23 protein-coding genes are annotated in these 26,929 nt (G+C 35.9%); 5 read left to right on the forward strand and 18 right to left on the reverse strand.

Annotated features, from left to right (window positions below):
- The 10 genes from BM088_RS21230 to BM088_RS21275 all read right to left on the reverse strand — a co-directional run.
- Positions 1–1,097: PAS domain-containing protein (locus tag BM088_RS21230; protein WP_177208123.1), on the reverse strand; the 1,097-nt coding region annotated here is incomplete at its 3' end.
- Between the two features lie 61 nt (positions 1,098–1,158).
- Complete coding sequence (locus tag BM088_RS21235) at positions 1,159–1,680, reverse strand: chemotaxis protein CheW (RefSeq protein ID WP_091989541.1); 522 nt, start codon at positions 1,678–1,680, stop codon at positions 1,159–1,161.
- 94 nt (positions 1,681–1,774) lie between these two features.
- Complete coding sequence (locus BM088_RS21240) at positions 1,775–3,847, reverse strand: chemotaxis protein CheA (protein WP_091989544.1); 2,073 nt, start codon at positions 3,845–3,847, stop codon at positions 1,775–1,777.
- Between the two features lie 24 nt (positions 3,848–3,871).
- Positions 3,872–4,234, reverse strand: a complete 363-nt coding sequence (locus BM088_RS21245; RefSeq protein WP_091989547.1) for a response regulator — start codon at positions 4,232–4,234, stop codon at positions 3,872–3,874.
- 12 nt (positions 4,235–4,246) lie between these two features.
- Entirely contained in the window at positions 4,247–4,516 is a 270-nt protein-coding gene (locus BM088_RS21250) for an STAS domain-containing protein (RefSeq protein ID WP_091989550.1), read from the reverse strand.
- A gap of 321 nt (positions 4,517–4,837) precedes the next feature.
- Positions 4,838–5,443: an SCO family protein gene (locus BM088_RS21255; RefSeq protein ID WP_091989552.1), complete on the reverse strand. Its 606-nt coding sequence runs from the start codon at positions 5,441–5,443 to the stop codon at positions 4,838–4,840.
- Complete coding sequence (cyoE, locus tag BM088_RS21260) at positions 5,440–6,363, reverse strand: heme o synthase (RefSeq protein ID WP_091989555.1); 924 nt, start codon at positions 6,361–6,363, stop codon at positions 5,440–5,442. The genes BM088_RS21255 and cyoE overlap by 4 nt, the downstream gene beginning before the upstream one ends.
- Positions 6,364–6,409: 46 nt before the next feature.
- Positions 6,410–7,450 (reverse strand): COX15/CtaA family protein, encoded by a 1,041-nt coding sequence (locus BM088_RS21265; RefSeq protein ID WP_091989613.1) that lies wholly within the window; start codon positions 7,448–7,450, stop codon positions 6,410–6,412.
- 129 nt (positions 7,451–7,579) lie between these two features.
- Positions 7,580–8,080, reverse strand: a complete 501-nt coding sequence (locus BM088_RS21270) for a transmembrane cytochrome oxidase associated protein (protein WP_091989557.1) — start codon at positions 8,078–8,080, stop codon at positions 7,580–7,582.
- Positions 8,070–8,870, reverse strand: coding sequence for an SURF1 family protein (locus BM088_RS21275; RefSeq protein ID WP_091989560.1), 801 nt, complete (start codon positions 8,868–8,870; stop codon positions 8,070–8,072). The genes BM088_RS21270 and BM088_RS21275 overlap by 11 nt, the downstream gene beginning before the upstream one ends.
- A gap of 20 nt (positions 8,871–8,890) precedes the next feature.
- Here BM088_RS21275 and BM088_RS21280 point away from each other — a divergent pair, with 20 nt between their 5' ends.
- Positions 8,891–9,100: a DUF2909 family protein gene (locus BM088_RS21280; RefSeq protein ID WP_091989563.1), complete on the forward strand. Its 210-nt coding sequence runs from the start codon at positions 8,891–8,893 to the stop codon at positions 9,098–9,100.
- 62 nt (positions 9,101–9,162) lie between these two features.
- On the opposite strand, the gene BM088_RS21285 is transcribed toward BM088_RS21280, so the two are convergent.
- The 5 genes from BM088_RS21285 to lexA form a co-directional block, all read right to left on the reverse strand.
- The gene (locus BM088_RS21285; RefSeq protein ID WP_091989566.1) at positions 9,163–10,038 is read right to left on the reverse strand and encodes a cytochrome c oxidase subunit 3; all 876 of its coding nucleotides are present in this window, start codon (positions 10,036–10,038) and stop codon (positions 9,163–9,165) included.
- Positions 10,035–10,583 (reverse strand): cytochrome c oxidase assembly protein, encoded by a 549-nt coding sequence (locus BM088_RS21290; protein ID WP_091989569.1) that lies wholly within the window; start codon positions 10,581–10,583, stop codon positions 10,035–10,037. Before BM088_RS21290 ends, BM088_RS21285 begins: the two co-directional genes overlap by 4 nt.
- 3 nt (positions 10,584–10,586) lie before the next feature.
- On the reverse strand, positions 10,587–12,176 hold the full coding sequence (gene ctaD, locus BM088_RS21295) for a cytochrome c oxidase subunit I (protein ID WP_091989571.1): 1,590 nt from the start codon (positions 12,174–12,176) through the stop codon (positions 10,587–10,589).
- Complete coding sequence (gene coxB, locus BM088_RS21300; RefSeq protein ID WP_091989574.1) at positions 12,176–13,321, reverse strand: cytochrome c oxidase subunit II; 1,146 nt, start codon at positions 13,319–13,321, stop codon at positions 12,176–12,178. The genes ctaD and coxB overlap by 1 nt, the downstream gene beginning before the upstream one ends.
- Before the next feature lie 517 nt (positions 13,322–13,838).
- A complete protein-coding gene (gene lexA / locus BM088_RS21305; RefSeq protein ID WP_091989577.1) occupies positions 13,839–14,453 on the reverse strand; it encodes a transcriptional repressor LexA in 615 nt (204 codons plus the stop codon).
- 186 nt (positions 14,454–14,639) lie between these two features.
- Here lexA and plsB point away from each other — a divergent pair, with 186 nt between their 5' ends.
- On the forward strand, positions 14,640–17,087 hold the full coding sequence (gene plsB, locus BM088_RS21310; RefSeq protein ID WP_091989580.1) for a glycerol-3-phosphate 1-O-acyltransferase PlsB: 2,448 nt from the start codon (positions 14,640–14,642) through the stop codon (positions 17,085–17,087).
- Positions 17,088–17,138: 51 nt separating this feature from the next.
- Here plsB and tesB read toward each other — a convergent pair whose 3' ends face one another.
- Together tesB and BM088_RS21320 are read right to left on the reverse strand one after the other, a co-directional pair.
- Positions 17,139–17,999, reverse strand: coding sequence for an acyl-CoA thioesterase II (gene tesB, locus BM088_RS21315; protein ID WP_091989583.1), 861 nt, complete (start codon positions 17,997–17,999; stop codon positions 17,139–17,141).
- A gap of 11 nt (positions 18,000–18,010) precedes the next feature.
- Positions 18,011–20,278 (reverse strand): sensor domain-containing protein, encoded by a 2,268-nt coding sequence (locus BM088_RS21320; protein WP_245763884.1) that lies wholly within the window; start codon positions 20,276–20,278, stop codon positions 18,011–18,013.
- 159 nt (positions 20,279–20,437) lie between these two features.
- On the opposite strand from BM088_RS21320, the gene BM088_RS21325 reads away from it, so the two are divergent.
- The 3 genes from BM088_RS21325 to BM088_RS21335 are packed head-to-tail and all read left to right on the forward strand — an operon-like array spanning position 20,438 to position 25,026.
- Positions 20,438–21,346 carry an ABC transporter substrate-binding protein gene (locus tag BM088_RS21325; RefSeq protein ID WP_091989586.1) on the forward strand — a complete coding sequence of 303 codons (909 nt, stop codon included), beginning with the start codon at positions 20,438–20,440 and terminating at the stop codon, positions 21,344–21,346.
- Positions 21,347–21,358: 12 nt separating this feature from the next.
- Complete coding sequence (locus BM088_RS21330) at positions 21,359–22,900, forward strand: sensor histidine kinase (protein WP_091989589.1); 1,542 nt, start codon at positions 21,359–21,361, stop codon at positions 22,898–22,900.
- Positions 22,897–25,026: a TonB-dependent receptor plug domain-containing protein gene (locus BM088_RS21335; protein WP_091989591.1), complete on the forward strand. Its 2,130-nt coding sequence runs from the start codon at positions 22,897–22,899 to the stop codon at positions 25,024–25,026. The genes BM088_RS21330 and BM088_RS21335 overlap by 4 nt, the downstream gene beginning before the upstream one ends.
- A gap of 137 nt (positions 25,027–25,163) precedes the next feature.
- Here the strand turns inward: BM088_RS21335 and BM088_RS21340 are convergent, their stop codons facing one another.
- Positions 25,164–26,897 carry a thiamine pyrophosphate-binding protein gene (locus BM088_RS21340; RefSeq protein WP_218156545.1) on the reverse strand — a complete coding sequence of 578 codons (1,734 nt, stop codon included), beginning with the start codon at positions 26,895–26,897 and terminating at the stop codon, positions 25,164–25,166.
- Positions 26,898–26,929: the final 32 nt, after the last annotated feature.

Genomic DNA, 26,929 nt, shown 5'->3' on the forward strand with positions numbered 1-26,929 from the left:
TCTTCCCACTCTACGACTGTACCTAAACGCTCTCCTTCTTCACCAAACACGGGTGTCGCAATCAAGCCAAAGGTCATTTCTCCTAATTCAAGGTCTGTGTTATAGACATCTTTTAATTTATCTAACATGCCCCTTTGATGCGCTGGATTTTTGTGGAAGTCATCTACACAAGTGCCAATAAGCTTATCAACATTAAAGTTTGGGAGTAGTGCGCGAAGCTGGTTTTCTCTATTTCTAAGCATTCCTTTAACTGCATCATTAATATAAACAATATTTAAATCCGCATCTGCCATCATTACATTTGCCTGACACACTTGTAGTGCATTAGATGTTCGGGCATTTTCATTGGCGATATCAGCAGTAGCTTTTTCTGCCTCTAAACGTTCTGTCATGTCATCCCATTCCACAACAGTGCCCAAACGATTACCACTTTCATCAAATAATGGTGATGCGATTAAACCAAATGTTAAATCGCCTAACTCCAACTTAGTGCTATAAGGTTGTCTTAATGATTGTAATAAAGAACGTTGATGATTAGGGTTTTTATGAAAAACATCTATATTTGTGCCAATTAAGGTAGCCACATTAAAATTAGGTAAAAGCGTACGTAAGGTCGCTTCATTTTTTTGTAACATTGAACGCACTGAGTCATTAACATAAGTGATATTGCAATCGGCATCGGCCATCATCACATTTGCCTGACATACGTCTAAAGCCTTAAGCCTAGAGATATCGAGTTTATCAGGCGCTACCTCTTCGGGTACTTCAACTTCAAGGGTGAATAAACCACTTATATTTCTAAAAAATGCAGGGTAGGCATCTTGATTTAAGTTATCAAAACCATATTGATCATTGTCTTTAAGATAAGGTAAGCTAGACTCGACTAAATCTAATTTAGCAGCTACTAAATCTATAGATTGATGCAAATAAAACAAAGCACCACCTGTTGCCAAAGCAAATATAAAAATGGCCATCATGGTTTGTTGTTCAAAGGTCACACCCGCAATTTGCAGGCTTATAATAAATGATATCAGAATAACCACAGCTACTATTAGCAACTTATTCACGAGTTTAGCTCTTACACTGACTGTTTCCATTTCGCCCCCTTGCGTAAGGAATTTCCTGACTTGATAGTTTTGATTTGAATTTACGACACATTTAACCTGCTAATAGATCACTTTCTGTTTCTCTTAATAAATTTAAAACACGCTCTAAATGAAGCAGAACCACCATTTTCTCTCCTACATTCACTAAACCATGTACAAATTCTGAATTTTCACTTTTACTTATATCTGGCACATCACGGGCTTGTTGCTGGCCTATGCTATAAACATCTGACACAGCATCAACTACTAGGCCCATAATTTTAGACCCTACTTTTAATTCAACTTTAACAACAATGATCACTGTTAAAGGACCATATTTCACCGAAGTTAGGCCAAACCTTAACCGTAAATCTATGATAGGAACAATTGTGCCCCGCAAATTTATCGCCCCTTTTACAAATTCAGGGGCATTAGGAATGGCTGTTATTTCTTCCCAACCTCTTATTTCCTGAACGGTTAAAATATCTACGCCATATTCTTCTTCATCCATGATAAATGTTAGAAACTGCTGAACATTTTCTTCTTCTGAGTCTGGTGAATGCAGCTCATTTTGTACTTGTAGTGCTTGCTCCATCTGATCTACCCTCAGCATAAATTTTTTGCTATTTAACATTCATAAATTGATGTGGCTCTTCACCCACATAGTTTTGGGTTTTCTTATAAAGTGCTTAGCTCATTTCAAACATCGCATTATCAATTGCGAGTTTTTGACTACCCGCTTTTTTTAATCCGGCAAGCTTAATTAACCCACTAATATCTACAATCAGTGATACCCGCCCATCGCCCAATATGGTTGCCCCGGATACACCATCTACTTTTTGGTAGTTTGCTTCTAAACTTTTAATGACCACTTGCTGTTGTGCTAATAAGTCATCTACTAATAAACCCACTTTCTGATTATCGCTTTCAACAATTACCAGCAGGCCTTTGTCTAACTCTTCTATGGCACCCGTATGATTAAATATTTGAAACAAGCGTAATATTGGTATGTATTCATCTCTCAACCTCAGTACATCAACTCCGCCACCAACACAATTAACTTGTTTCAAATCAAGTTGTAAAGATTCAACAATTGAAATTAAAGGAATGATATAGGTATGCTTTCCGAGTGTAACAAGTTGACCATCGAGTATGGCTAAAGTGAGGGGTAAACGTATGGTGAAGGTTGAGCCTATGCCGCGCTCAGAGGTGACATCTATGGAACCATTTAATGCATGAATATTACGTTTAACCACATCCATACCAACACCACGACCAGATAAGTCACTTACCGCATCGGCGGTAGAAAAACCAGGCATGAAAATCAGTTCATTTATTTCATCATCCGATAAATTGTCGTTTTCATTAATTAAACCTTTTTCAATCGCTTTAGATTTAATTTTATCGGTATTTAAGCCATTTCCATCGTCCATGATTTCAATCACAATATTGCCACCTTGGTGAAATGCATTCAGTGTGACAATTCCGGCTTCTTTTTTACCCGCCTCTAGTCTGTGCTCTGGTGTTTCTAAACCATGATCTAAAGAGTTCCGAACCAAGTGCACCATAGGATCTGAAATCTTTTCCATCACAGTTTTGTCTAACTCGGTTGTTTCACCTATGAGTTTTAATTCAACTTCTTTACCTAATTTTTGTGATATATCACGTACTAAACGTGGAAAGCGACTAAATACAAAGCTTATGGGCATCATACGAATACGCATCACACTTTCTTGCATATCTCTTGTATTATGCGCAAGTTGTGCCAAGCCTTCTTTGAGTGCCATTTGTTTATTTTCATTCATATCCCCCTCACCAAGTTGGGTTAACATAGCTTGAGTGATCACTAACTCACCAACCATATTAATTAAGGAGTCAACTTTATCGATCCCGACTCTAATAGAGGTTGATTCAGTATTCGCTTTTGCTGGGGGTTTTTTAACGGTTTGTTCTTTAACTTCGTCATTTGGCGTAATTTGTGCTGATGTAGTTGTCTCTGACACTTCTGCTTCTTGCTCTACTGGTTGCTCAGATTCAGGTTCATCAGAAAATAATCCGCCACATAAGGTCACTTCTATTTTTGCATCATCTTCAACCCATTCAAAAATTTCTTTAATTTTGTTTTCATCTTCACGGGTTTCTACAAAAAATGACCAGGCTAAATAACACTCATCGGGCTGCATATCGTGAATATCTGGCAAATCAGATAAATCAGATGTTACCGAGCACTCTCCTAAATCTGTGAGTTCACTAATCAAATATAAAGGTTCATTGCCTGTTTTAAACAAATGATGTAATGGTTTAAAATCAACTTGAAAAGTATCTAATGACTTCGTATTTACGGCTTGTGACTCAGCTGGCTCTGCTGTATGTGGAATATTTAATATCGTTTCAAATTCTGCTTTAAGTGTATTTGATTCCGTTAAATCAGGCTCCTGCTCTGACTGTAATGCTCCAAGCATAGCTCTTAAGCAATCAACTGCCTTTAATAATAAATTGACATGATTGGTCTCAAGCGCACGTTCGCCATTTCTAATTTGATCTAATAGCGTTTCTAATACATGGGTAAAATCAGCAACAGAGTTAAAACCAAAAGTACCACTGCCCCCCTTAATTGAATGGGCAGCCCGAAAAATAGTATTGATAGTTTCTGAGTCAAGATCTCCTGGTTCTAAGTTAAGTAACTCAGCTTCCATAGCATCTAAGCCTTCAAAGCTTTCTTCAAAAAACACTTCAAAAAACTGACTAAGATCAATACTCATAATAACCTCCCTATCATTTACTTTTTAACGGATCACTTTTTTAATCACGGCTAATAGTTGTTCCGGATTAAATGGTTTCACTATCCAACCCGTTGCACCCGCAGCTTTACCTTCCGTTTTTTTATCTAACCCAGACTCAGTTGTTAGCATTAACATAGGCGTAAATTTATACTCAGGAAGTGCTCTTAATTCTCTAATAAGTGTAATGCCATCCATCACCGGCATATTTACATCTGAAATGACAGCATCAAAAGTGCCTTGCTTGGCAATCCCTAAAGCTTCACTACCATCTTTAGCATCTGTTACATCAAAGCCTGCTTTTTTTAGGGTGAAACTAACCATTTGTCTCATAGATGCAGAGTCATCCACAGCCAAGATTTTTTTCATAATGACCTCTTATTATGCTTGTTCAATTTCCAAAAAAGTTAATACCCCAAGTGTTTTTGCTGAGGCTATCAGAGCATCGCTTTTGCCATGCCATTGAATTTTATGTTCCGTAGAGTGTAGGTGTTTTTGTAAGGCACATAACAGCTGGATAGATGCTGTGTCTGCTTGTATTACTTGATTGATATCTATCTCTATATCATCACCCTCTTCAAGCAATGCAATAAAACTTTGATATAGTGTGGAGATGTTGTTTATTATTAGCTCTTCTGGCAACTGAAACATTGATGTTCAATCCTTGTTTATCTTTAGTTAAAAGCTTAGACGCAGATCTTTAATTTGCCACAAAAAATTGATAATTTATTAAATTTAATAGAAATATTGGGAATAGTTTTTATTTACAAATGAATTTTACAAGAATTAAATTGTATTGAGAAAATATGAGAACAAAGCGGTCCCGAAGATATTTATTCAATTGTATAATGAAGCAATATAAAGCTACTTTAGTATAGCCCTATATCAATATTTGCAAGCATAATGTTCATTAAAGTCACACAAAAATTGCTTATATTATTTGTGTGACACGATTGATGTCAAACAAGCCTCTTAATAAAAATCGGCAATGAGTTTGAAGTCTGATATTAATTGCTTGGTATTAATAAGAGGAGGTTGACCTTGAATAAACTCAGGTTTAAAAATCGCTCTTAATTTACCTTTACCATCAACTAAGGCAATTGAAGCACTATGATCAACACTATACTCATCATCAGCTTGTCCTGAGGTTATCGCATAAATTAAACCTAAATCCCTTACAAAAGGAAATAACTCAGCATGAGGGCCTGTCGCCCCGATAAAATCAGGGTTAAAATATTCGATATACTGTTTTCGTTTTTCAACCAAGTCTCGTGCAGGATCAACCGAAACAAACCATACTTTTAATGCATATTGTTTAGAAAGTTCCTGATACGCCTGATTAAGTTTAGCCAAAGTTAAAGGGCAAATATCAGGGCAATGGGTATAACCTAAAAATAATAAGTTCCATTGACCTTGTAATGTTTCATTTGTTATTTTTTTTGCGTTTTGATCTTCTAAAACAAATGGCTTTAACTCTCTCGCTTGTGCATATACCAAAGCTTTTGTTTCGGGTGGGTATATTTCAAAACATCCTGTTGAAATACAACCCAGTAGTAAAATAAATAATGCTCTGATCATAATATGTTATACGCAATAATTGCTTTATCGATGAATAATGCGATAAAGAGTAACATTAAATGAATAATAGAAAACTTAAATAAGTCCATTGCAGAATCACAATTACCAGATAGTTTTAACTTCGTCGCTTTATATAGAAAAATACCATTTAAAATCATCGCCGACACTAAATAAAAATGACCTGACATACCAATTAAATATGGCACTATACATACTAAGGTAAGTAATAAGCTATACAATAAAACACAGGTTTTACTAAACGCAACACCGTGTGTAACAGGTAACATAGGTATTTTTGCTTTTTTATAATCTTCTCTTCTATGAATTGCAAGCGCCCAAAAATGCGGCGGAGTCCAAGTAAATATAATCATCACTAAAAGCCAAGGCTCAGCTGCTAATTGATTTGTTTCAGATACCCAGCCTAATAAGGGTGGCATGGCACCGGCTAAACCACCTATCACTATATTTTGTGGCGTAGCACGTTTGAGGTATAAAGTATAAATAAAAGCATAACCCACTAATGCAAATAAAGTGAGCTCTGCTGTTAACCAATTTGCTGAATACACTAATAAAACAAAACCAGTCACTGCTATAGAAGCTGAAAATACCAAAGCTTGGGTACGTGATACCCGACCTTTAACGACAGGTCTATTTTTTGTGCGTGCCATTTTTGCATCAATTTCATGATCTACAATATGATTAATGACAGCTGCACTGCTTGCTAATAGCCCTATGCCAAGCAAGCTAAAACCTTGCAAAATAAAACTACGCCCCATATCTGGTGCTAAAGCTAGCCCCACCAGCGCAGTTAATACTAATAACGCCACAACTTTAATTTTACATAACTCTAAATAATCTTTTATGCTTGCTGCTCTTGTGACAGATGCTCTATATTTTTTTTGTATTAATGTATTTTCCATTTTGTGACTCCTAAAAATTAGGGACTGATTATTATTATATTTTTAATTAAACCTTAACGAGGGTTGCTTTTACCTTATGTATGTAAAAACTAAGCCTGACTAAGCTCAGTAATAACATTGCCGCCATTAAATTATGAGCAAGAGCTATGCTGATTGGGAATTGCCAATAGACTAAAATGCCACCTAATAAAATTTGACAAATAACAGCACCAACAACTAATAAAGCACTGTTTTTAATAACTTTGCATCGCGACTGCCAAAAAATGCGCAAAGCAACAACTAAAATAACCGTTGCTGTGATCATGGCCCAAAACCTATGCACTAAATGAATTGACTGGCGCGCCTCAGAAGACAAAACACCATACTCATAATTGCTAGATGCAGCAGGTAATTGAAATACATCTAAAAATGAGAATGTTTGTTGCCAATCACCTGAACACAAAGGTAAACCTGAACAATGCGGTGCGGCATAATTTGCAGCAAGCCAACCACCTAATGCGATTTGAATTGATAATACAATTAAGGCCACTAAACACCATGAGAAATACCCTATAACATTAGTATCTTCACTTGTAATAGGCTGGTGCTTAATTCGCAAATAAAGCAAATAAGACAAGCTTAAAATAGCAAAGCCTCCCAGTAAGTGACCCATTACAATTAAAGGTTGCAACGCCATCGTGACAGTTAACATGCCTAATACGGCTTGAAATATTACGAGCACAACTAAAAATACAGGTAATTTTACAGGCGTAATATCATTGAGTTTTGGCCTTTTTATTGCCTGAGTCTTAAAACGATAAATTGAATAGATCATGATGCTTAATAACATGAGTCCTAATGAACCAGCAAAATATCTATGGATCATTTCTTTCCATGCTTTTTGCGATTCAATAACGGCACCTGGAAAGTTTTGCTCAACGGTTGAAATATCATCGATATGCTTAGGCACAGTTAAAAAACCATAACAGCCAGGCCAGTCTGGACAACCAAGACCCGCATCACTTAACCGCGTATATGCTCCTAGGCCCACAACAACAACGGCAAATAAGCAACTTAGTAACACTAAGGTTTGGTATTTATTATTCATGTACTGCTTTATTTTTTTCATTTTTATTATTCCTTCAACAGCGATTTATTATTTTTATTCTTTATTTAAGTTTTTAATCTCCTTTAAAATAAATTTAGTACAAGTTCGATTATTCTAAATTAAAGATAATTATGAGTTTCGGGCGTAATTCAGTAACTTTTTCAGGTCTTTCATCAAACCTTTATTTGTTACTCTATTTGTTTGTATGTCTTGCACTACAGGGTAAGCCAATACAACCAGCCCCATATGATCAATTAAATATAATGAATTTGACTTTAAGTGCTTGGCTGTATATTTATAATTTTTAAACTTTAGGTCTTTAGTACCTTGCTCACCTATCAAAACTAAATCGACTTTGCCTTGGTTTTTCCCTAAAGCCAGGTATAAATTTTTAACTTCTTCTCTATGATTTAAACAGGCGGTGTTACATTCACCACCTTCAACTAGCCCAATAGACCACGCTTTTGGTTTTATTTCAGACCAGTGTTGTAACTTTATTTCTTCAGTTAAAAATTCCCCTTGATTGACGGTATTTGTAGGTATTAAGTTAAGCTTTAAGACAATATATGCCAAAACCAAAGGTACGATGAAACTGAATACAAATATGGATATTGTTTTTTTATTTGTCATTTTTTTTTCCATTATCAATTTGAGTGAATAACAACTCAGAGTTATGATTATATTGCTTATTTTTTTGAGCCGTTTTAGTCGCAAAAATAAAAACACACAAAGCTGAAAAACCAATTAATAACCACTGTAATGCATAAGCCTGATGTTTTTCTGGGGGCATCACAACACTGTTATAATGGGGTTTTGCAAAGCCATAATTTTGTGTGGCATATGCCATAAAATTAACGAACGAATGAGCACTTTGGTTTTCTTGCATTTTCAAATTTATAAATTGTATTAATTTAGGCCAACCCTGTGTGGCTTGCTCAGCGCCTTTAAGATAAAACCCAGCTAATTCCCCTTGCTTTAATTGAACTAAAATACTCACCTGATGATCAGGTAGTTTAATATCAGGTAGTTGATTACGGTTTAACCCCTGTGCGACCCAACCAAAATTGACCAATAGTGCCTGCTGACTTTTGGTTGGAGTAAATGCTGCTATAACATCATAGCCAGGGCGACCATTGAGTGTTCTGTTATCTAATAACCAATAACGACTTGTTTGAATTGTTCCTGAAATTTCTAACTGTAACCCTGTCTTATTAAAATCAGATGGGAATGATTTTAAATCGCTCCAACCTAACACGCCATGGCGTTGCATTTCATTTAGGTAATTTAATCTTTTTTGTTTATTATCAGCTCTTTGCAATTGCCAATTTGCTAAAACAAAACACAAACACACTACCATTATCACCACGATTAGTGATATAACTGAAAAATAATATTGTTTATTTCTTAAACTAATCAACATAGACACTTCCGGAGAATAAGATGTTAGTTAAAATTATTATTGTTTTATTATTACTTTTTATTGTTTTTAATTTGTTTAAAGCTTTGTTTGTTATGTTAAAAAATGATCCTGATGGCCCATCAATGTCACAACTTCTTGGCCGTAGAGTGCTTTTTTCAGCCATAGCTATGATAGTTATTATTGCTGCGATTATGCTTGGCTTGATCACACCTAATTCAGGCCCATTTTAAATTTCGAAGATAAAACCTTGTTTACAATTGATAATTCTGTAAACAAGGTTTTAGCCAAGCAATTAAATAACATAAACAAACATAAACAAACATAACCACACCACATCAACAAAATGCCAATACCAAGCAGCTGCTAAAAAGGCAAAGTGGTTGTTTGCACTCAGATGACCTTTAAATATTCTTAACATCACAACAAATAACATTATGGTACCTAATGTCACATGTAGACCATGAAACCCTGTTAGCATGAAAAATGTATTACCATAAATACCAGACTCAAGCGTTAACCCGAGCTCTTGATAAGCATGTATATATTCCTCAACTTGCAATGTTAAAAAACCAACTCCTAATAAAACAGTCAACACCATAAAGATTTTAAGCTGAGCGCGTTTATTTTTTTCAAGCGCAACATGGGCGAAGTGAACGGTAACAGATGAAGTGAGTAAAATTAAAGTATTGATCAAAGGTAAACCTTGCCAACCCATAGCTTGCGTTGTTTCACCTGAAGGCGTCGTTAATAAAGGCCATACAGCTTCAAAACCATTCCACAATACCTCATGTGTCATCGCATTATTATCGGCACCTCCTAACCAAGGAACTGATAACATACGGGCATAAAATAAAGCACCAAAAAAAGCGAAAAAGAACATCACCTCTGACAAAATAAACCAGGCCATCCCTTGTCTGAATGAGATATCTAACTGTTTAGAATATAAACCCGACATAGACTCGTCTATCACATTTTTAAACCAGCCAAATAACATATAAATAATAACAGCTATGCCAGCGAGTAATAGATATACGCCTGAACTTGCCTCTTTACCCATTTGCATTATGGATAAACCAGATCCCACGGCGATAAAAAATAATCCTACCGCCCCAATAATTGGCCAGGGACTTTGCGCTGGCACATAATACTTTTCATATTCATTTTTCATTTACTTGCTCCTTGGGCTGACCCCATTTGACCCGATTTGGTTATATCAAATACGGTATAGGACAAAGTTAATTCTTCAATTTCTTTAGGCAGTGCAGTATCAATATAGAATAACAAAGCTAAATCGGCTGATTCACCAGCAGTTAACGGCTGCTGATTAAAACAAAAACACTCAATTTTATGCATGTATTTAGCTGCAATTCCTGGTGATACCGAAGGTACAGCTTGCATTACTCTGTTTTCATGACTGATATTTTTGGCCTTAAATACGATTTTATTCATAGCCCCTGGTTGAACTGTGATCACGGTTTTATTAGCTTCAACTTCAAAGGGGGCCTTGCCCTGAATGTGCGTAATAAACCCCACATCCACGGCTCGGCTAGTATCTATGGTGTCGCTGATCTTTGCCTGCTCTAAATTAGGTTTACCATTAAGTCCTGTTACATCACAAAAAACGTCATATAAAGGCACTAAAGCAAAGGCAAATCCAAACATAGCAATACAGGCAATAATTAAACGCTTAATCAATTGCCCATTCTTATTCATTACCTAATCCTTAATTTCAGGTGGTGTTGAAAAAGTATGATAAGGTGCGGGGGAGTCAACTTCCCACTCAAGACCTTCAGCACCCTCCCAAACTTTTGCCGGAACCTTGTCACCGCCTTTAATACATTTATAAACCACAGCCACAAACAATAATTGCGATAAACCAAATGCAAAACCACCAATACTAATAATGGCGTTAAAGTCGGCAAATTGCAGTGCATAATCAGGAATACGCCTAGGCATGCCCGCAAGACCCACAAAATGCATAGGGAAGAAAAGTACATTTACCGAAATCAATGACAACCAAAAATGCCATTTCGCCAAAGTGATATCAAACATATAACCCGTCCACTTAGGCAGCCAGTAATATACACCCGCCATAATAGAAAATATGGCCCCTGTCACGAGTACATAATGGAAATGTGCCACAACAAAGTAAGTATCATGATATTGAAAATCAGCGGGCGTAATCGCGAGCATCAGTCCAGAAAAGCCACCTATGGTAAACAAAACAATAAATGCAATTGAAAATAACATAGGCACTTCAAAGCTAATAGAACCCCGCCACATAGTCGCTACCCAGTTAAAAACTTTAACTCCCGTTGGCACCGAAATTAGCATGGTGCTATACATAAAAAACAACTCGCCAGCCAAAGGCATACCGGTTGTGAACATGTGATGCGCCCATACAATAAACGATAAAAATGCGATGGAAGATGTTGCATACACCATTGAGGCATAACCAAAAAGTTTTTTTCGTGAAAATGTAGGGACTATGGTCGAGATAATACCAAAAGCTGGCAAAATCATAATGTACACTTCAGGATGACCAAAGAACCAAAATATATGCTGGAACATCACGGGATCTCCCCCGCCCATAGCATCAAAAAAACTCGTGCCAAAGTATTTATCAGTTAAAACCATCGTTACAGTACCTGCAAGTACAGGCATAACTGCAATTAATAAAAATGCAGTTATTAACCAGGTCCATACAAATAGCGGTAATTTCATCCAAGTCATGCCCGGAGCCCGTAAATTAACGATAGTAACTATGACATTAATAGCCCCCATAATTGAACTCATGCCCATCATGTGAACTGAGAAAACAAAAAGCGCTGTATTATCATTACTATAAGTTGTTGATAATGGGGCGTAAAAAGTCCAGCCAAAAGAGGGTCCCCCCCCCTCCATAAATAAAGAAGCAAGTAAGATAGAAAACGCAAAAGGTAAAATCCAAAAGCTCCAGTTATTCATTCTTGGTAAAGCCATATCTGGCGCACCAACCATCATAGGGATCATCCAGTTAGCTAAACCAACAAATGCAGGCATTACAGCACCAAATACCATGATCAAACCATGTACTGTGGTCATCTGATTAAAAAAATGAGGTTCAACTAACTGCAACCCTGGTTGAAAAAGTTCAGCTCGTATCACCATCGCCATGGCGCCACCAATCAAGAACATGATCAGTGAGAAAATTAAATACATACTGCCTATATCTTTGTGATTAGTAGTATAGAGCCAACGTTTTATGCCTGTTGCCTCATGGTGTTCTTGATGAGAGTCATGATTATCTTCTGTTACAGCTGTCATTATTCATCTCCCTTCATTCTGGCTTTTACTTGATTGGGTTGTACAAGATCACCTGTATCATTACCCCAGGCATTTCGCTCATAAGTTACAATCGCGGCGAGTTGTTTTAAGGTAAGTTGTTTTGCAAATGCTTGCATTGCCGTACCAGGTGTTCCATGTAAGACCATATCAATATGGGCATTCACATCACCCACAGCAATTGGACTTCCTTTAAGGCCAGGGAAAACACCAGGCAACCCTAAACCTGTAGGCTGATGACAAGCAGCACAACTTGCCATATAAACTTGTTCACCTAATGTCATTAATTCATCTTTTGATAATGTTTGTGATAGTAAGGCTTGATCTGCCTGTGCAGCATTTTGTTTTGATTGTTTAGCATCATTTAACCAAGCATCAAATTCTTCCGGCGCTTTGGCAACAACAACAACTGGCATAAAGCCATGGTCTTTACCACATAACTCAGCACATTGACCGCGATATGTACCGGCTTCATTAACCCTTGCCCAAGCTTCATTTATAAACCCTGGATTTGCATCTTTTTTAACTGCAAAATCAGGTACCCACCAAGAGTGAATAACATCATCTGAAGTCATTAAAAAACGTACTTTTTTATCTGTTGGAATGACCAGAGGTTTGTCTACTTCAAGTAAGTAGTTTTCGCCTTTAGCGGCTTTATTTTTTATTTGATCTTGCGGTGTGGAAAGAATGGAATAAAAATCAACATCTCCTTTTTCGCCATTATAACTAAGGTATTCATAATGCCATTTCCATTGTGACCCCGTAATTTTAATCGTGAGATCTGCTTTACTGGTATCTTCCATTGCAATTAATGTTTTGGTTGCCGGAATGGCCATCACAATTAAAATAACAAAAGGTATCGCAGTCCACAAAATTTCAATTCGAGTACTTTCATGAAATTGAGCCGGTTTAGCGCCTTTTGATTTTCTATGATGAAATATAGCCCAGAACATTAGGGCAAAAACTATTATGCCTATCACGCAACAGATCAGAAAAATAATCATATGCAATTGATAAACATTTTCACTTATATCGGTTACTCCAGTTCTCATATTAAGTGAGCTATTAGCAAAACTTAATTGAGGGGCAAGCAATATAAGCCACAAGGTAAAACGAACGACACCCATGCGACATCTCCTTTTATGCTTAGCAAAAGAAATGGCAATCAATCGAATCAAATAACCTTGTATGCAGATAAATAAACAGGGGATTTAATAAAATTTTAAAACACGACGCCACTTCATTATTATTATTGGTATTTATTGTTATTGCTGTTTAAATAAATTTCTATTTTTAACGGCTATATAACCAAATAGTCGATGATTCTTATTTACGCAAGTTTTAACAAAAAAATAACAAAAAAGTTTTTTATAATTAAAATAAATCAGTAGGTTAATAGTGAAAATTTCTTAGAAGGATAAGATGATAGATCTAGCTATGGCGGGGCTTGCCCCTTTTGAAACTCAACTTTATTGTTATAAAGTCGAGTTTAAATTGATTTTCATACTTTAGACTAGTACAAAAAGATTTTATTTATAATCTATTGATTATAAATCTGATAAACAAAGTTAATATTAAATTATCTTATGTCCAATCAAGGTAACAATATACACCTTGCTTGAAATTTAAGTATAAAGATATATTTTACATCCAGTCAGCTGTGCGGATCACACCTACGGCCAAACCTTCAATGTCAAAAGGTTCACTTTCTAGATCAACTACAATATCGGAAAAATCTTCGTTTTCAGGGTGTAACAGCACTTTACTCCCTGATTTTTCAAAACGTTTAACAGTGACATCATCACCGACTCTGGCAACAATAACCTGACCATTATTGGCCACTTGTGTTTTATGTACAGCTAATAAATCACCGTCCATTATGCCAATATCTTTCATGCTCATGCCATTTACACGTAACAAAAAGTCAGCGGGTGGTTTAAATAAACTCGCTGAAACTTCATAATGACTCTCAACATGCTCTTGCGCTAAAATCGGAGAGCCTGCAGCAACCTGACCAATTAAAGGTAAGCCTAACTGCTCTTGTTCATCTTCTATCACTCTAATGCCCCGACTTGCGCCCGGCACCATTTCGATAACACCTTTTTTAGCCAATGCCTTTAAGTGCTCTTCTGCGGCATTTGCACTACGAAACCCTAATGATTCAGCTATTTCAGCTCTGGTTGGTGGCATACCGGTATCTTTGATAAATACCTTAATTAATTCTAATATTTGTGCTTGACGTTTTGTTAATGGGCGCATACAACTGGGTTTCCATACAGTACATGTTACTGTGAGTATATACAGTTAATTAAAAATGGCAAACATCTATTTTCACAATGTTTTTTCATGGTTTCATATCGATTGTTCTCTAGATGGTCAGGCCAGTTATATAATAAATAATGAATAACTGCTATCCTTGCACAAATTTTTATCTTAGGTGAGCAAATGTCATTCTTTTCTTTTTTGAATACGGGATTCAACTTTTTAGCTAAGCTAACAAATAGCATATTTGTCAGCAGTAAATTACGACCTGAAGATCCATGTTCACAATTAGGCTTAAAAACTGACATACCCACTTTTTATATTACGCGACTCAATTCACATAGTGATTTAGCTGCTCTGGGCTATCAATGTAAGAAATTAGGCTTGCCCGACCCAAGAAATACTGAAACATTAGGTGAATATAAACTGCCACGTTTTATTGCCTTATCAAATCCAGCACCTTTATTTGGCTCGAAAACAAAAAAAACCAATGCTTTAGAACTCGGAGAAATCATTTTTAAAGCTTTGAATGAAAACCCAGATCAAACAGTTCAAATTATTCCGGTCACCATATTGTGGGGCCGTAGCCCAGGTAAAGAAAAACCAGGTTTAGGCACTTTATTATCTCACTCTTTAAGCCCTAGCTGGCTACGTAAACTATTAGTACTTGTCTTTTCCGGACGGGATAATCTTATTCGTTTTAGTCAAGCTGTAGATGCCAGATTGTTACTCAATAAAAAACAATCAACCGATGATTTACCACATAAATTAATACGCGTCGCACGCGCTCATTTTAAGCGCCAAAAGCTGGCTGTTACTGGCCCTAAATTGCCCTCTCGCGATCAGCTTTTTCAAGGCTTATTGGCATCTAAAAATATAAAAAAAGCAATAAATGATGAAGCAAAAAGTAAAAATATCACCACAGATAAAGCCCAGTTAAACGCACTAAAACAATTAAATGAAATTGCAGCTAATTATAACGATGCCGTTATTCGTGTTGCAGCCAGAGTTCTCACCTGGTTATGGAACAAACTTTATAATGGTATTGAAGTTAGAAATATTGAACAAGTAAATGAACTCACTCAAAAAGGTCATGAAATAATCTATGTTCCCTGTCACCGGAGCCATATGGATTATTTATTATTAACACATGCGATATACCAGCAAGGTCTCGTTCCACCTCATATTGCAGCAGGTGTAAATCTTAATTTTTGGCCTGCAGGTCCAATATTTCGAAAATCGGGTGCTTTTTTTATACGTAGATCATTTAAAGGCAATAAACTTTATTCAACGATATTTAAAGAATACTTATTTCAATTATTTAATAAGGGACATTCCGTTAAATTCTATACTGAAGGAGGTCGCAGTAGAACTGGACGCTTATTAACACCAAAAACAGGTATGTTAGCCATGACAATTCAGGCAATGCTCAGAGATTTAGACAGACCTGTATCTATTGTGCCTGTGTATATCGGGTATGAACATGTAATGGAAGTCAGTACTTATTTAAAAGAACTTGCTGGCAATCATAAAAAAAATGAGTCTATTTCAGGTATTTTCAAAGCCATTAAAAACTTAAAAAATTATGGAAGGGGTTATGTTAATTTTGCTGAGCCAATTAACGTAAATCAATTTTTGAATGATAACCAACCAAATTGGCGAGATTCAATCAGTGATGATGACTCAATCAAACCACAGTGGCTCGGTAGCCAAGTTGCCGACTTAGCGCAAAAAATCATGGTCAATATTAACAGTGCAGCCGCACTAAATGCCATAAACCTGTTGGCACTTACATTATTAAATAGCGATAAGCAGGCGCTTAGCAAACCCGAAGTATTGACACAATTAGCCTTGTATTTAAATTTACAAACCAATGCTCCTTATACCGATGGCGTTACAAGACCTGAAGAAGATGCACACGCATTATTAGACCACGCATTAAAGCTTAATAAACTAGATGTATTGCAAGACTCATTTGGTGACATTATCGCGATAAAAGACAAAGAAAAAGTACTGTTAAATTACTATAGAAATAATGTAATACATCTTTTTTGCGTACCGAGTTTATTAGCCCGTTTTATTTTACAAACACATAATACAGACATTAAAAGCTGCCATGAGTTAGTAAAAAAACTCTACCCACTTTTTGCTGCTGAGTGGTTTTTAAAACCCTTAGACGATAATTATGTTATGAGTATTTTAAACAACTTCCAGCAACAAGGTTTAATTTTTCTTTCTGATAATACGGTTTCATTGGCAAATAATACCAGTAATGCATATTTTCAGTTAGATTTACTCAGTCGTATAATCGACTGCACCTTGCAAAGATATGCCGTTGTATTAGGGCTCATACCTCAAAGCCATGGCATTAACCGTGCGCAACTCGAAGAAAACAGTCAAAATTTAGCAAAAAGGTTAAGTTTATTACACGATATAAAAACACCTGAGTTTTACGATAAAAAAGTTTTAAGTAGTTTTATTGGTGGTTTAAAAAAATGTGAATTATTACAGGTAGATCATAATAATGATTTTCAATCTACAGATGCACTCGTTACGTTAAATAATACAGTTACAAACTTGTTACAGCCCAGTGTATTACAATCGATTAAAACAACGTCTCAACAAAAATAAACTTCTCACCCAATAAGCGTTTCTTATTGGGTGAACTTTATCAACTCTACATTAAGATCTTTTTCGGATTAAACCTTCTTGCATTGTTGAAGCAATCAATACTCCTTGCTGATTAAAAAACTGCCCTCTTACCAAACCTCGACTGCCACTGGCCGAAGGACTATCTATGGCATATAAAATCCATTCGTCCATTCTGAAATCACGATGAAACCACATCGCATGATCTATAGTGGCAACTTGCATGTCAGGCTGCATAAAAGATAAGCCATGGGGCTGTAATGCCGTAGGCAAAAATTCAAAATCAGAAGCGTAGGCTAATAAGTATTTATGAATACGCGGGTCATCAGGCATTTCACCATTTGCTTTAAACCAAACATAACGATTAGCCAGTGTGACTTCTGGTTTAAAAGGACTTTGAAAGTTAACCGGGCGCATCTCTATTGGCTTATCGCATAAAACATTATCTCTGACTTTTTCAGGGATCAAATCTGCATTTTCACGATAAAACTCTAATGATGATCGTAAGTTATCAGGCCCTGGTACATTAGGCATAGATGCTTGGTGAGTGACACCTGTTTCTTCTATATGAAATGAAACCGTCATATAAAATATCGGCTTACCATTTTGAATTGCTTTTACCCTTCGCGTACTAAAACTTTTACCATCCCTAATATTTTCAACATCATAAACGATAGGTTTAGCAGCATCACCCGGGCGTAAAAAATAAGAATGTAAAGAATGAACTAGTCTATCCTCAGCAACAGTTTCCTTTGCCGCAGATAATGCCTGGCCCATAACTTGCCCACCAAAAACAGCCCTGAAACCTAAGTCTTGACTTGCACCACGGTAAAGACCTTGTTCTATTTTCTCTAAATCCAACAATGATAATAAATCATTTAGTACTTGGCTCATAAAAACATACCTTATTTTTTACTTTCTAAAAATTGCTTAAAAGCGATTTCTGACAAAGGTTTACTATATAAATACCCCTGAACATAAGCACAATTTTTAGACTTTAAAAATGCAACTTGTTCTTTTGTCTCAACACCTTCTGCAACCACATGCAGCTGTAAACTATTTGCCATAGATAATATACCTTCAACCAAGGCTCTATCTTCTTTGTTTTCAGCTAAATCTGTTACAAAAGCTCTATCTATTTTTAAATAATTAATTGGGAATTTCTTTAAATAACTCAATGAAGAATAACCTGTGCCAAAATCATCAATTGACAAAGAAACACCTAACCCTCTTAGTTGTTGCAACTGGCTCAAGGTATTTTCATCATCATTAACCAATAAACCTTCTGTAATCTCTAGTGTTAACCTTTTACTTGGCAAACCTGATTCAACTAAGTTTTTATTCACTAAATCAACAATATTTTGCTTTTTAAACTGGTAACTAGATAAATTAACTGAAATAGAAGTGTGTATCAATTTATCTATTTCACTCCAACACATTGCAGCTAAACAGGCTTTTTTTAGTACCCATTCGCCAATTGGCACAATTAACCCTACATCTTCCGCTAGTGGAATAAACTCTTCAGGTGATATGGTGCCATGTATCGGGTTACACCACCTGACTAAAGCTTCACAACTTGCTATTTCTCCGGTTTTAAGGTCGATAATAGGTTGAAAACTTAAACTTAACTCTTTGTTATCAAGAGCTTGGTGAAGTGCTTGTTCTAGCGTTCTTCGCCGTTGTGCTTCAATATCCATAGCCTGAGTGAAAAAATAACAGCCATTTCGACCCTTCTCTTTTGCTCTATACATTGCACTGTCGGCATTTCGAAGCAAAGTTTGGATATCTTTACCATCTTGCGGATAGATAGTGACACCTATACTGGCCGATATAAAAGCATCACTTCCCTCTAAATCATAAGGTTTAGCAAGAGATTCAAGTAACTTATTCACAACAGATTCAATATGATGTAAATCGGTAATCTCAGGTAGCACCACGGCAAATTCATCACCGCCAAAGCGCGCAACTGTATCAGACTTTCTTTGATTACTTTTTATTCTGTTTGCTGCTTGTTGTAATAATAAATCTCCGGCAACATGTCCTAAGGTATCATTTACATTTTTAAACCGATCTAAATCAATAAATAACAAAGCAACATGTTTGTCATTTCTTTGCGCCCTTTCAATACCTCTGGAAAAATGCTCAATAAACAAATCTCTATTTGCTAAACCTGTGAGTGAATCAAAATTAGCTTGATTCCAAATTTTAGCTTCATTTTCTTTTCTTAAGGTTATATCACTAAATAAACACACATAACCTTCAAGCGCTTCATTACTATCTTTCATGGTTGAAATAGCCAACCACTGTAAATATTCTTCGCCTCCTTTACGACGATTCCAAACTTCTCCTTGCCAAGATCCTTGAGCTTGCAACGCTTCACTGATAAGTTTGAAATATGATTCATCTTGATTTCTCGTTTGATAAAATCTGACATCTTTATCTATAACGTCTTCTTCTAGGTACCCTGTAATATCCGTAAATGATTTATTTACTTTTACAATTTTATGATTGATATTTGTAATCATGACTGCTTCACACGCAGTTTCAAAAACAGCCGCAGCTAATCTTAATTGCTTTTCATTTTCGAGTGCTTTTTCTTTTGCGCGATTAACATTACGTAATATCAAAATTAAAACAAATATCAGTATTAACAACATAAAAACAGCAGCTGATAATATATAAACAATCAATTTACTTTGCTTTTTAATTTCTTTAGTTTGCACTTCTACCATTTTTTCTAATTGAGTTTGGTAGTACCAAAGGTCTTGCTCTAAACCTCGCTCTTTGGAAATATCTCTTATAATTGAGTAAAGTAAAGTTGTACCATTAAAATTTAATGGCACTGAATACACCTCTACCGTTTTAATCGAATCGTCAGCAAGTTGATGCCTAAAAATAAAAAAATTACGACCTTCTTTTTCTGCTAATTTTCTTTCATCTGATACTTGTTTTGATGTTAAGGTATTAATTTGCTGAATTGTCATGCTTTGTAATTGCTTTTGGTTATAACCATAAAATTGACTAGCTGCATTATTCGCATATTCAATATGACCATTTCTTGGATTAATTAATAGCATGACTGAGTTGTGTTTATTAAAAAAATCCCAAAACGTTGGCGTTGCCAAAACTTGATGTGATAAAAAGAATATAAAAAACAATAGATAGCGAAACATATGAAATGCTATACCTCAAACTATTAAAATAAGTTTTAATTAAAAAACATACCTTCAATAAATTTAAATTATTAGATATTGCAGAGTAGTTTTGATACTCGCATCTTTAAACAGTTTAAGTATAATAAGCATTAGAATAATAATAAATAGAAATTAATTTTGTCAAAAAGAATCTTCTTTTTACTTTTTTTAAGTTTATTTAGTACGTCTCTTTTTGCGGAACGCTTGGCTGTGCTTTATCCTGAAGCTAGGGCGCCTTACAACCTTATTTTTCAACAAATTATTAATGGTATACAGGCAGAACACAAACTTCAGCTTGTGACATATCCACTTAAAAAAAATTATGATCCAGAGCAGTTACTCGCTCAGCTTTCTTCTGACAATATTGAAATGGTTATCACCTTAGGCCGCCGTGGCTTTTTAATGGCTGACCTGTTAATGAATAAGATACCTTTTGTAAGTGGTGCACTCCCCTTAAAACCTAACGGTATTTCCGGTGTCAGCTTAATTGCAGACCCTGACAGCTTACTCACCAAATTACTCGAACTTGCTCCCAATACAAAAAATATCCATGTTATATATAGCCCGGTTAATCAGTGGCTTATTGATTTGGCACACTACGCAGCCAAACAACGTCAACTTTCATTAAAATCTTATAAGGTAAATGACCTTTCTGATGCAATTAAAACCTATAAACAAGTAATCAATAATGCCAATAGTAAAACCGATGCGTTATGGCTTCCACTAGATAAAATAACTTCTAATGAAAGGGTAGTATTACCTTTGGTGTTAGAAAAAAGCTGGAAGAATAAGTTATTACTTTTTTCAAGCAAACCTTCACATGCAAAACGGGGAACTCTTTTTTCTGTTTTTCCAAACAACGAAGGTTCAGGTGAACGTCTAGTACAAATGGTAAAACAGCTTTATTTTCAAAAAACCAAACCTGGCGTTGAACCAATGAAAAGTAACAAGCTAGGTGTTAATTTAAGAACAGCGGGTCATTTAGGTCTCAAATACAGTTCTATACAGCTAAAAACTTTTAGCGCTACTTTTCCGATTCCGGAATAATGAGGGGTAAGCTTGCTTAATAAACAATTTAGCTTTAGCAAACGATTACTTATCATGGTTGTTTCTCTGGTTTCTTTATTATCTTTTGTTGGCGCCATCACCAACTACTTCGGTGCCAGTTCACAAATTGAAAAAAATCTAAAAGAATACGCATCTCAAATTGCAGGTGATTTAGCTCAAAGTAGCGTACTGAGCCTAGTGACCCAAAACTCGCAAGATGCAAAAGATGCCATTGCGCCTATCATGAACTTTAAAGATATTTTAGGTGCGGCCATATTTACCAATGAGAATATAGAGGTATATCATCAAGGAAGCTTTTGGCAGAAAAAAAATACACAAACTGTTTCTGAATTACAAATATCTGATACTCCTGATTCGTGGAAAATTGTCGCGCCTGTTTTTTTAAAATCAAGCGAACAAAATGAGCTTCAGTTTGATGAACCCAAAGATCAATATTTAGGTTACATATCATTAAATGTCAGTAAACTTTCACTACAAAAAATAGCGTCCGAATTATTATATAGAAATATAATTACAGGTTTAATCATTGCAATAATCGTCGGCATATTAACCGCTTTTATTGTAACGCGACTGACACGTCCAATACGCGAATTATCTTTAATAATGGATCAAGCGCGACAAGCACAAAGTTATACTTTAGCACCAACTAATGGCCCTCAAGAAGTACAGAAAATGGCCTCAAGTTTTAATCAGTTAATGCTGACATTGCAAGAACAAGAGCAAAACCTCATAGATTATAATGAACGTCTTGGCTCTGAAGTTGAGCTAAGAACACAAGAGCTTACTCAGGCACGCGATAGTGCCTTAACAGCTTTAAGAGCAAAGTCTGAATTTTTAGCCAATATAACCCATGAATTACGTACACCTATTCAATCAATTATTGGATATATTGACCTCGTCTGTGAAGAATTAGAATTTGCAGTCATGCTGCAAGAAGTTGACGATTTAGATAAAGCAAAAAAAGCTGCGGCGCGTTTATTAAACTTGATAAATTCTATTTTAGCTTTAGCTAAAACTGAATCGGGTAAAATGGATATCCTACTGCAAAAAACATCCTTACTTAGTATTATAAAAGAGTGTGAAACCACAGTTCACCCCTTAGTTAAAAATAATAAAAACACCTTAAACATTAATATTATTAATGATATAACTATATTAACCGACCGTGAAAAACTCTTACAAATACTGTTAAATTTACTTTCAAACGCTTGTAAATTTACAGAAAAAGGTAAAATTACACTTTCAGTTAACTGTTTACAAAAAAAAATTATTATAAAAGTTACGGATACAGGCATAGGCCTAACAACACAACAACAAAAATATATTTTTGATGAGTTTCACCAGGTTGATGGCACAGAACAAAGAAAATATGGCGGTACCGGACTTGGCCTGGCAATTTCACAAAGCTTTGCAAAACTTTTAGGTGGCAATATTAAAGTCAGTAGCCAGCTCGGAGAAGGAGCAAGTTTCATATTGGAATTACCCGTTGCAATTAAACATAAAACCTATTCAAATCAGGCTGATGTATTATGAAAAAATTTGCTTACTCTTGGTTGCTCTTATTCTCTTTTACCCCACCTGATACATGGGCACAAGACCAAGGTGATAAAAACGTATTTTCTGATGGTGATGAATTTGCTGACTTTTATGGTGGTGATGAATTTATATCGATTGCGACAGGTTATAGCAAACCAATTAACAAAGCGCCTGCTGTCGCAAGTGTGATCACTAAGCAACAAATCAACCAATCAAATGCACAAGATATTAGAGATGTGCTTGAAATGGTTCCAGGATTACATATAGAAAAGCATTTGCAATATAATTTAGACCGATTTGTAATTCGAGGGATTTCTTCACTCTACGGCCCACAAACACTACTACTCATTAATGATATACCTATAAGTAGTCTGTTCACTGGTAATCAAAACTACATGTGGTCAGGCATGCCTGTAAAATCAATCGAGAGAGTTGAAGTTATTCGAGGCCCTGGCTCCGCAATTTATGGTGCAGACGCTTTTGCAGGTGTTATTAATATCATCACAAAAAATGCACAGCAAAATAATGCCAATAAAATGGGGGTGAGTGTTGGCAGTTTTAATAGTCGTAATGGGTTTATTCAATTAGCTGATGCAACATCTGAATTAAAGTACCTTTTATCAATTGAATACGGTAAAACCGATGGTGAAAACTTTTTAGTTAAGGCTGATTCACAAACTGTGCTCGATAATGCAGTGGGAATTAATGCTTCTCTTGCACCTGGTAATGTAAATCGTTCACTAGATACAACAGAAGTCAGGTTTGAATCTAACTATCATGATTTAACTTTTAGAGCTGGTTTTCAAGGTCGCTACAATATAGGCACTGATTTTGGCATCGCTTCAGCATTAGACCCTAAAGGCCGATATGCCAGTGAACGTGCAACACTTGATTTAAACTATCAAGGAGAGTTATTGGATAATTGGCAATATCAATTAAAAACGAGTTATTTCCATGGCACTCGAGAGTCCGAAAAAGATTCTTATCTATTTCCTGAAGGGGGTTTTACCGGCCAATTTCCCGATGGCATGATAGGTAATCCAGAATATAAAGAACAAAATCTGCAAGCATCTGGCACATTAAGTTACAAGGGCTCTCAACATTATGTTCGCATGGGACTTGGTTTATTTGATGGTGGTATTTATGAGGTAAAAGAAACAAAAAACTTTGACTCTAATTTTCAACCTTTACCAGGTGGTGTAATAGACGTTAGTGATACAAATGCAGTTTATTTACCTGAAAGTAGGCGTGATAACCAATTTATTTATTTGCAGGACGAGTGGCAAGTTGCGCCAGACTGGGAACTCACTTTAGGTGCGCGTTATGATAAATATTCTGATTTTGGTTCAACTTTAAACCCAAGAGTCGCTTTAGTGTGGTCTGCTGACTATAACCTGTCAGTAAAAGCGTTATATGGTCGTGCTTTTAGAGCCCCCTCTTTTGCTGAACTGTACGCAATCAATAACCCAGTAGCACAGGGAAACCCTGATTTAAAACCAGAAGTAATAAATACTTACGAGCTTGCTTTTAATTATAGTCCTACTCCAGATCTCAAAATTGGCTTAAATATCTTTAGCTACCAGCTGGAAGATAGTATTCATTTTGTGCCCGATACAGGCGGAAATACAGCAACAGTTCAAAATGCGGGTGAACAATCAGGCCATGGATTAGAGTTTGAAACTAAATATAACGTTTCAAAAAATTGGGATATTAATGCTAACTATGCTTATCAGTATTCAAAAATGAAAGTTGATATTGGTAACGGAAAAAGATTTAGCTCGGTTCCTGGGCACGCTCCAAATCATTCATTATATTTATCGAGTAATAATCAAATATCAGATCTTTTACAATTTAGCTTACAATGGAATTATATTGGAAAACGGGAGCGACTGGCGAATGATCTCAGGGGAGATTTAGCGGGTTACCATAAGGTGGATGCAACGCTTAATATTTCTCAATTGCTCACAAATATGGATTGTTCAGTTTCAATTAAAAATTTATTAAATGATGAGATAAAAGAGCCGAGTCCTGGGCCAGCACAAGGTTCAACCTCAGTAAAACTACCTGATGATTTACCTCAATATGAACGCAGTATCTGGTTTAATGTTAAATATAATTTTTAGTTTATTTTGCTGACATTTCATACATCATTAACCTAGCCTATGTATTTACTTATCTAAAGGTTAGGTTGTGGCGTCCATGTCACAACACTTTTTCAATTTATTAGGTTTTATCACATCATGCTTTTAACGTGTTTGAGTCAAACTCTCTCACTTGTCGCAAGCCCTTGAACCCTATCGCCCATAGGAGGAACTGCATTTGGGTCAATATGAATATCAATTAAAGTAGGTCCTTCTAATTTACTTAATTTCAGCCAGTTAATAGCCGATAATTCTATTTGATTTTTTATAACAATATTATTGATATTCATTGCTTGCGCCATAGCGGCAAAATTAATGTGAGGTAATTGATAGCCTATTTGTTCCGCACCACCGAGTTGCTGACCATGTTTTACCATGCCCAAAGCACTGTCGTTTAGTACTATGATAATTAATGGTAATTTTTGTTGTTGTGCGACCGTTATTTCTTGTGCACTCATTAAATAAGAACCATCGCCAGTAATACATATCGTTAAGGCATCTATTACTGTACATGCAGAGCCTACTGCGGCACCAATTGCCCAAGCCATAGCACCAAACCCAGTTGCAATTCGAAAACAGCCATTATTATCTGAATGTAAAAAATAATGACTCGCCCAAGCCCATGCATTACCAGCATCAATAAATGTGCGTGTTTTAAAAGGCAAATTCTGACTTAAAAAATAAAATAATACCGCTGGATGCAAAACATTATTAACTTTAGAAACTGCGGGTAAATCAAACAATAAGCTTTTATTACTTATTTTTTCTAGCGGCTCTTTAGTCAAAATTTGTGATTCATTTAATAGCGCATCTAAAATACATGGGATATGCCCATGTAAATGTAAGCAAGCCATCGTTGAGCGAGAAAAATGTTCTGAATTTTGATCTATATGAATCAATTTATGGCTTAATAACTGACTATCACCGCCATTAGTACCTAGCTCTTCAAGCTGTGTACCGATTGCAATTAAAACTTCAAAATCTTGCTCTTCAATTAAATCTTTTGCTTTTTGATGGCCGGCAAAACCATAAACACCATAAAATAATGGGTCTGTTTCATCAACCCAAGCTTTTCCCATCATGCCACATATAACAGGTGCCTGAAGTTTATGGGCTAATTGCATTATGACATTACCACACCCTTGAGCACCTTGGCCTATAAAAAAGGCAATACGTTTTGCGGAACTTAACTTAATACATAACAAACCATAAGCATAATGATCATACATCCAGCGGGGACTTGTAAGAGATTTTACTTTTTGTAATGGTACTTTATGTGTGACTTCATTAAGAATATCAGAAGGAATACTTAAATGAACTGGCCCTTTAGGCTCTGTGAAGGCAGTGATAATTGCCGTTTTGAGTTTTCTTTCCAATTGCTGTGTATGAGAAACCAAGCTACTGTAGCGCGTACAATGCTTAAATATTGCTATGATATCAATTGCAGAACAAGAGCTATCTTGTAGAGCACCACTGCCAAATTTAACAATCGCCGTTTGTGCTGTGATCACTAACATTGGAATGTTATCAGCGTACGCACAAGCAATTCCCGTTAATAAATTAGTCGCTCCTGGGCCTGTTGTTGCACAGCAAACTCCTAATTTACCCGTTTCACGACTAAATCCATCGGCCATAAAAGCAGCTCCGGCTTCATGACGCGCAACTATAAATTTAATGCCTGAATCTCTTTCGCTTCGTGCAAGTGCATCTACAAATGGTTCTATTGCACCTCCGGGAACACCAAATACAAACTGACTTTGCAACTCACTCAGATAACGAATAATGAAATCAGCATAAGTTTCTTGTTTATTTACGAGTAAACTCTTTTCTTTTTTGTGCATTATTATTGTCATTTAAACCCCTACGTATAAATCACAAATATCAG

It is taken from the genome of Pseudoalteromonas denitrificans DSM 6059 (assembly GCF_900112265.1).
GTDB lineage: Bacteria > Pseudomonadota > Gammaproteobacteria > Enterobacterales > Alteromonadaceae > Pseudoalteromonas > Pseudoalteromonas denitrificans.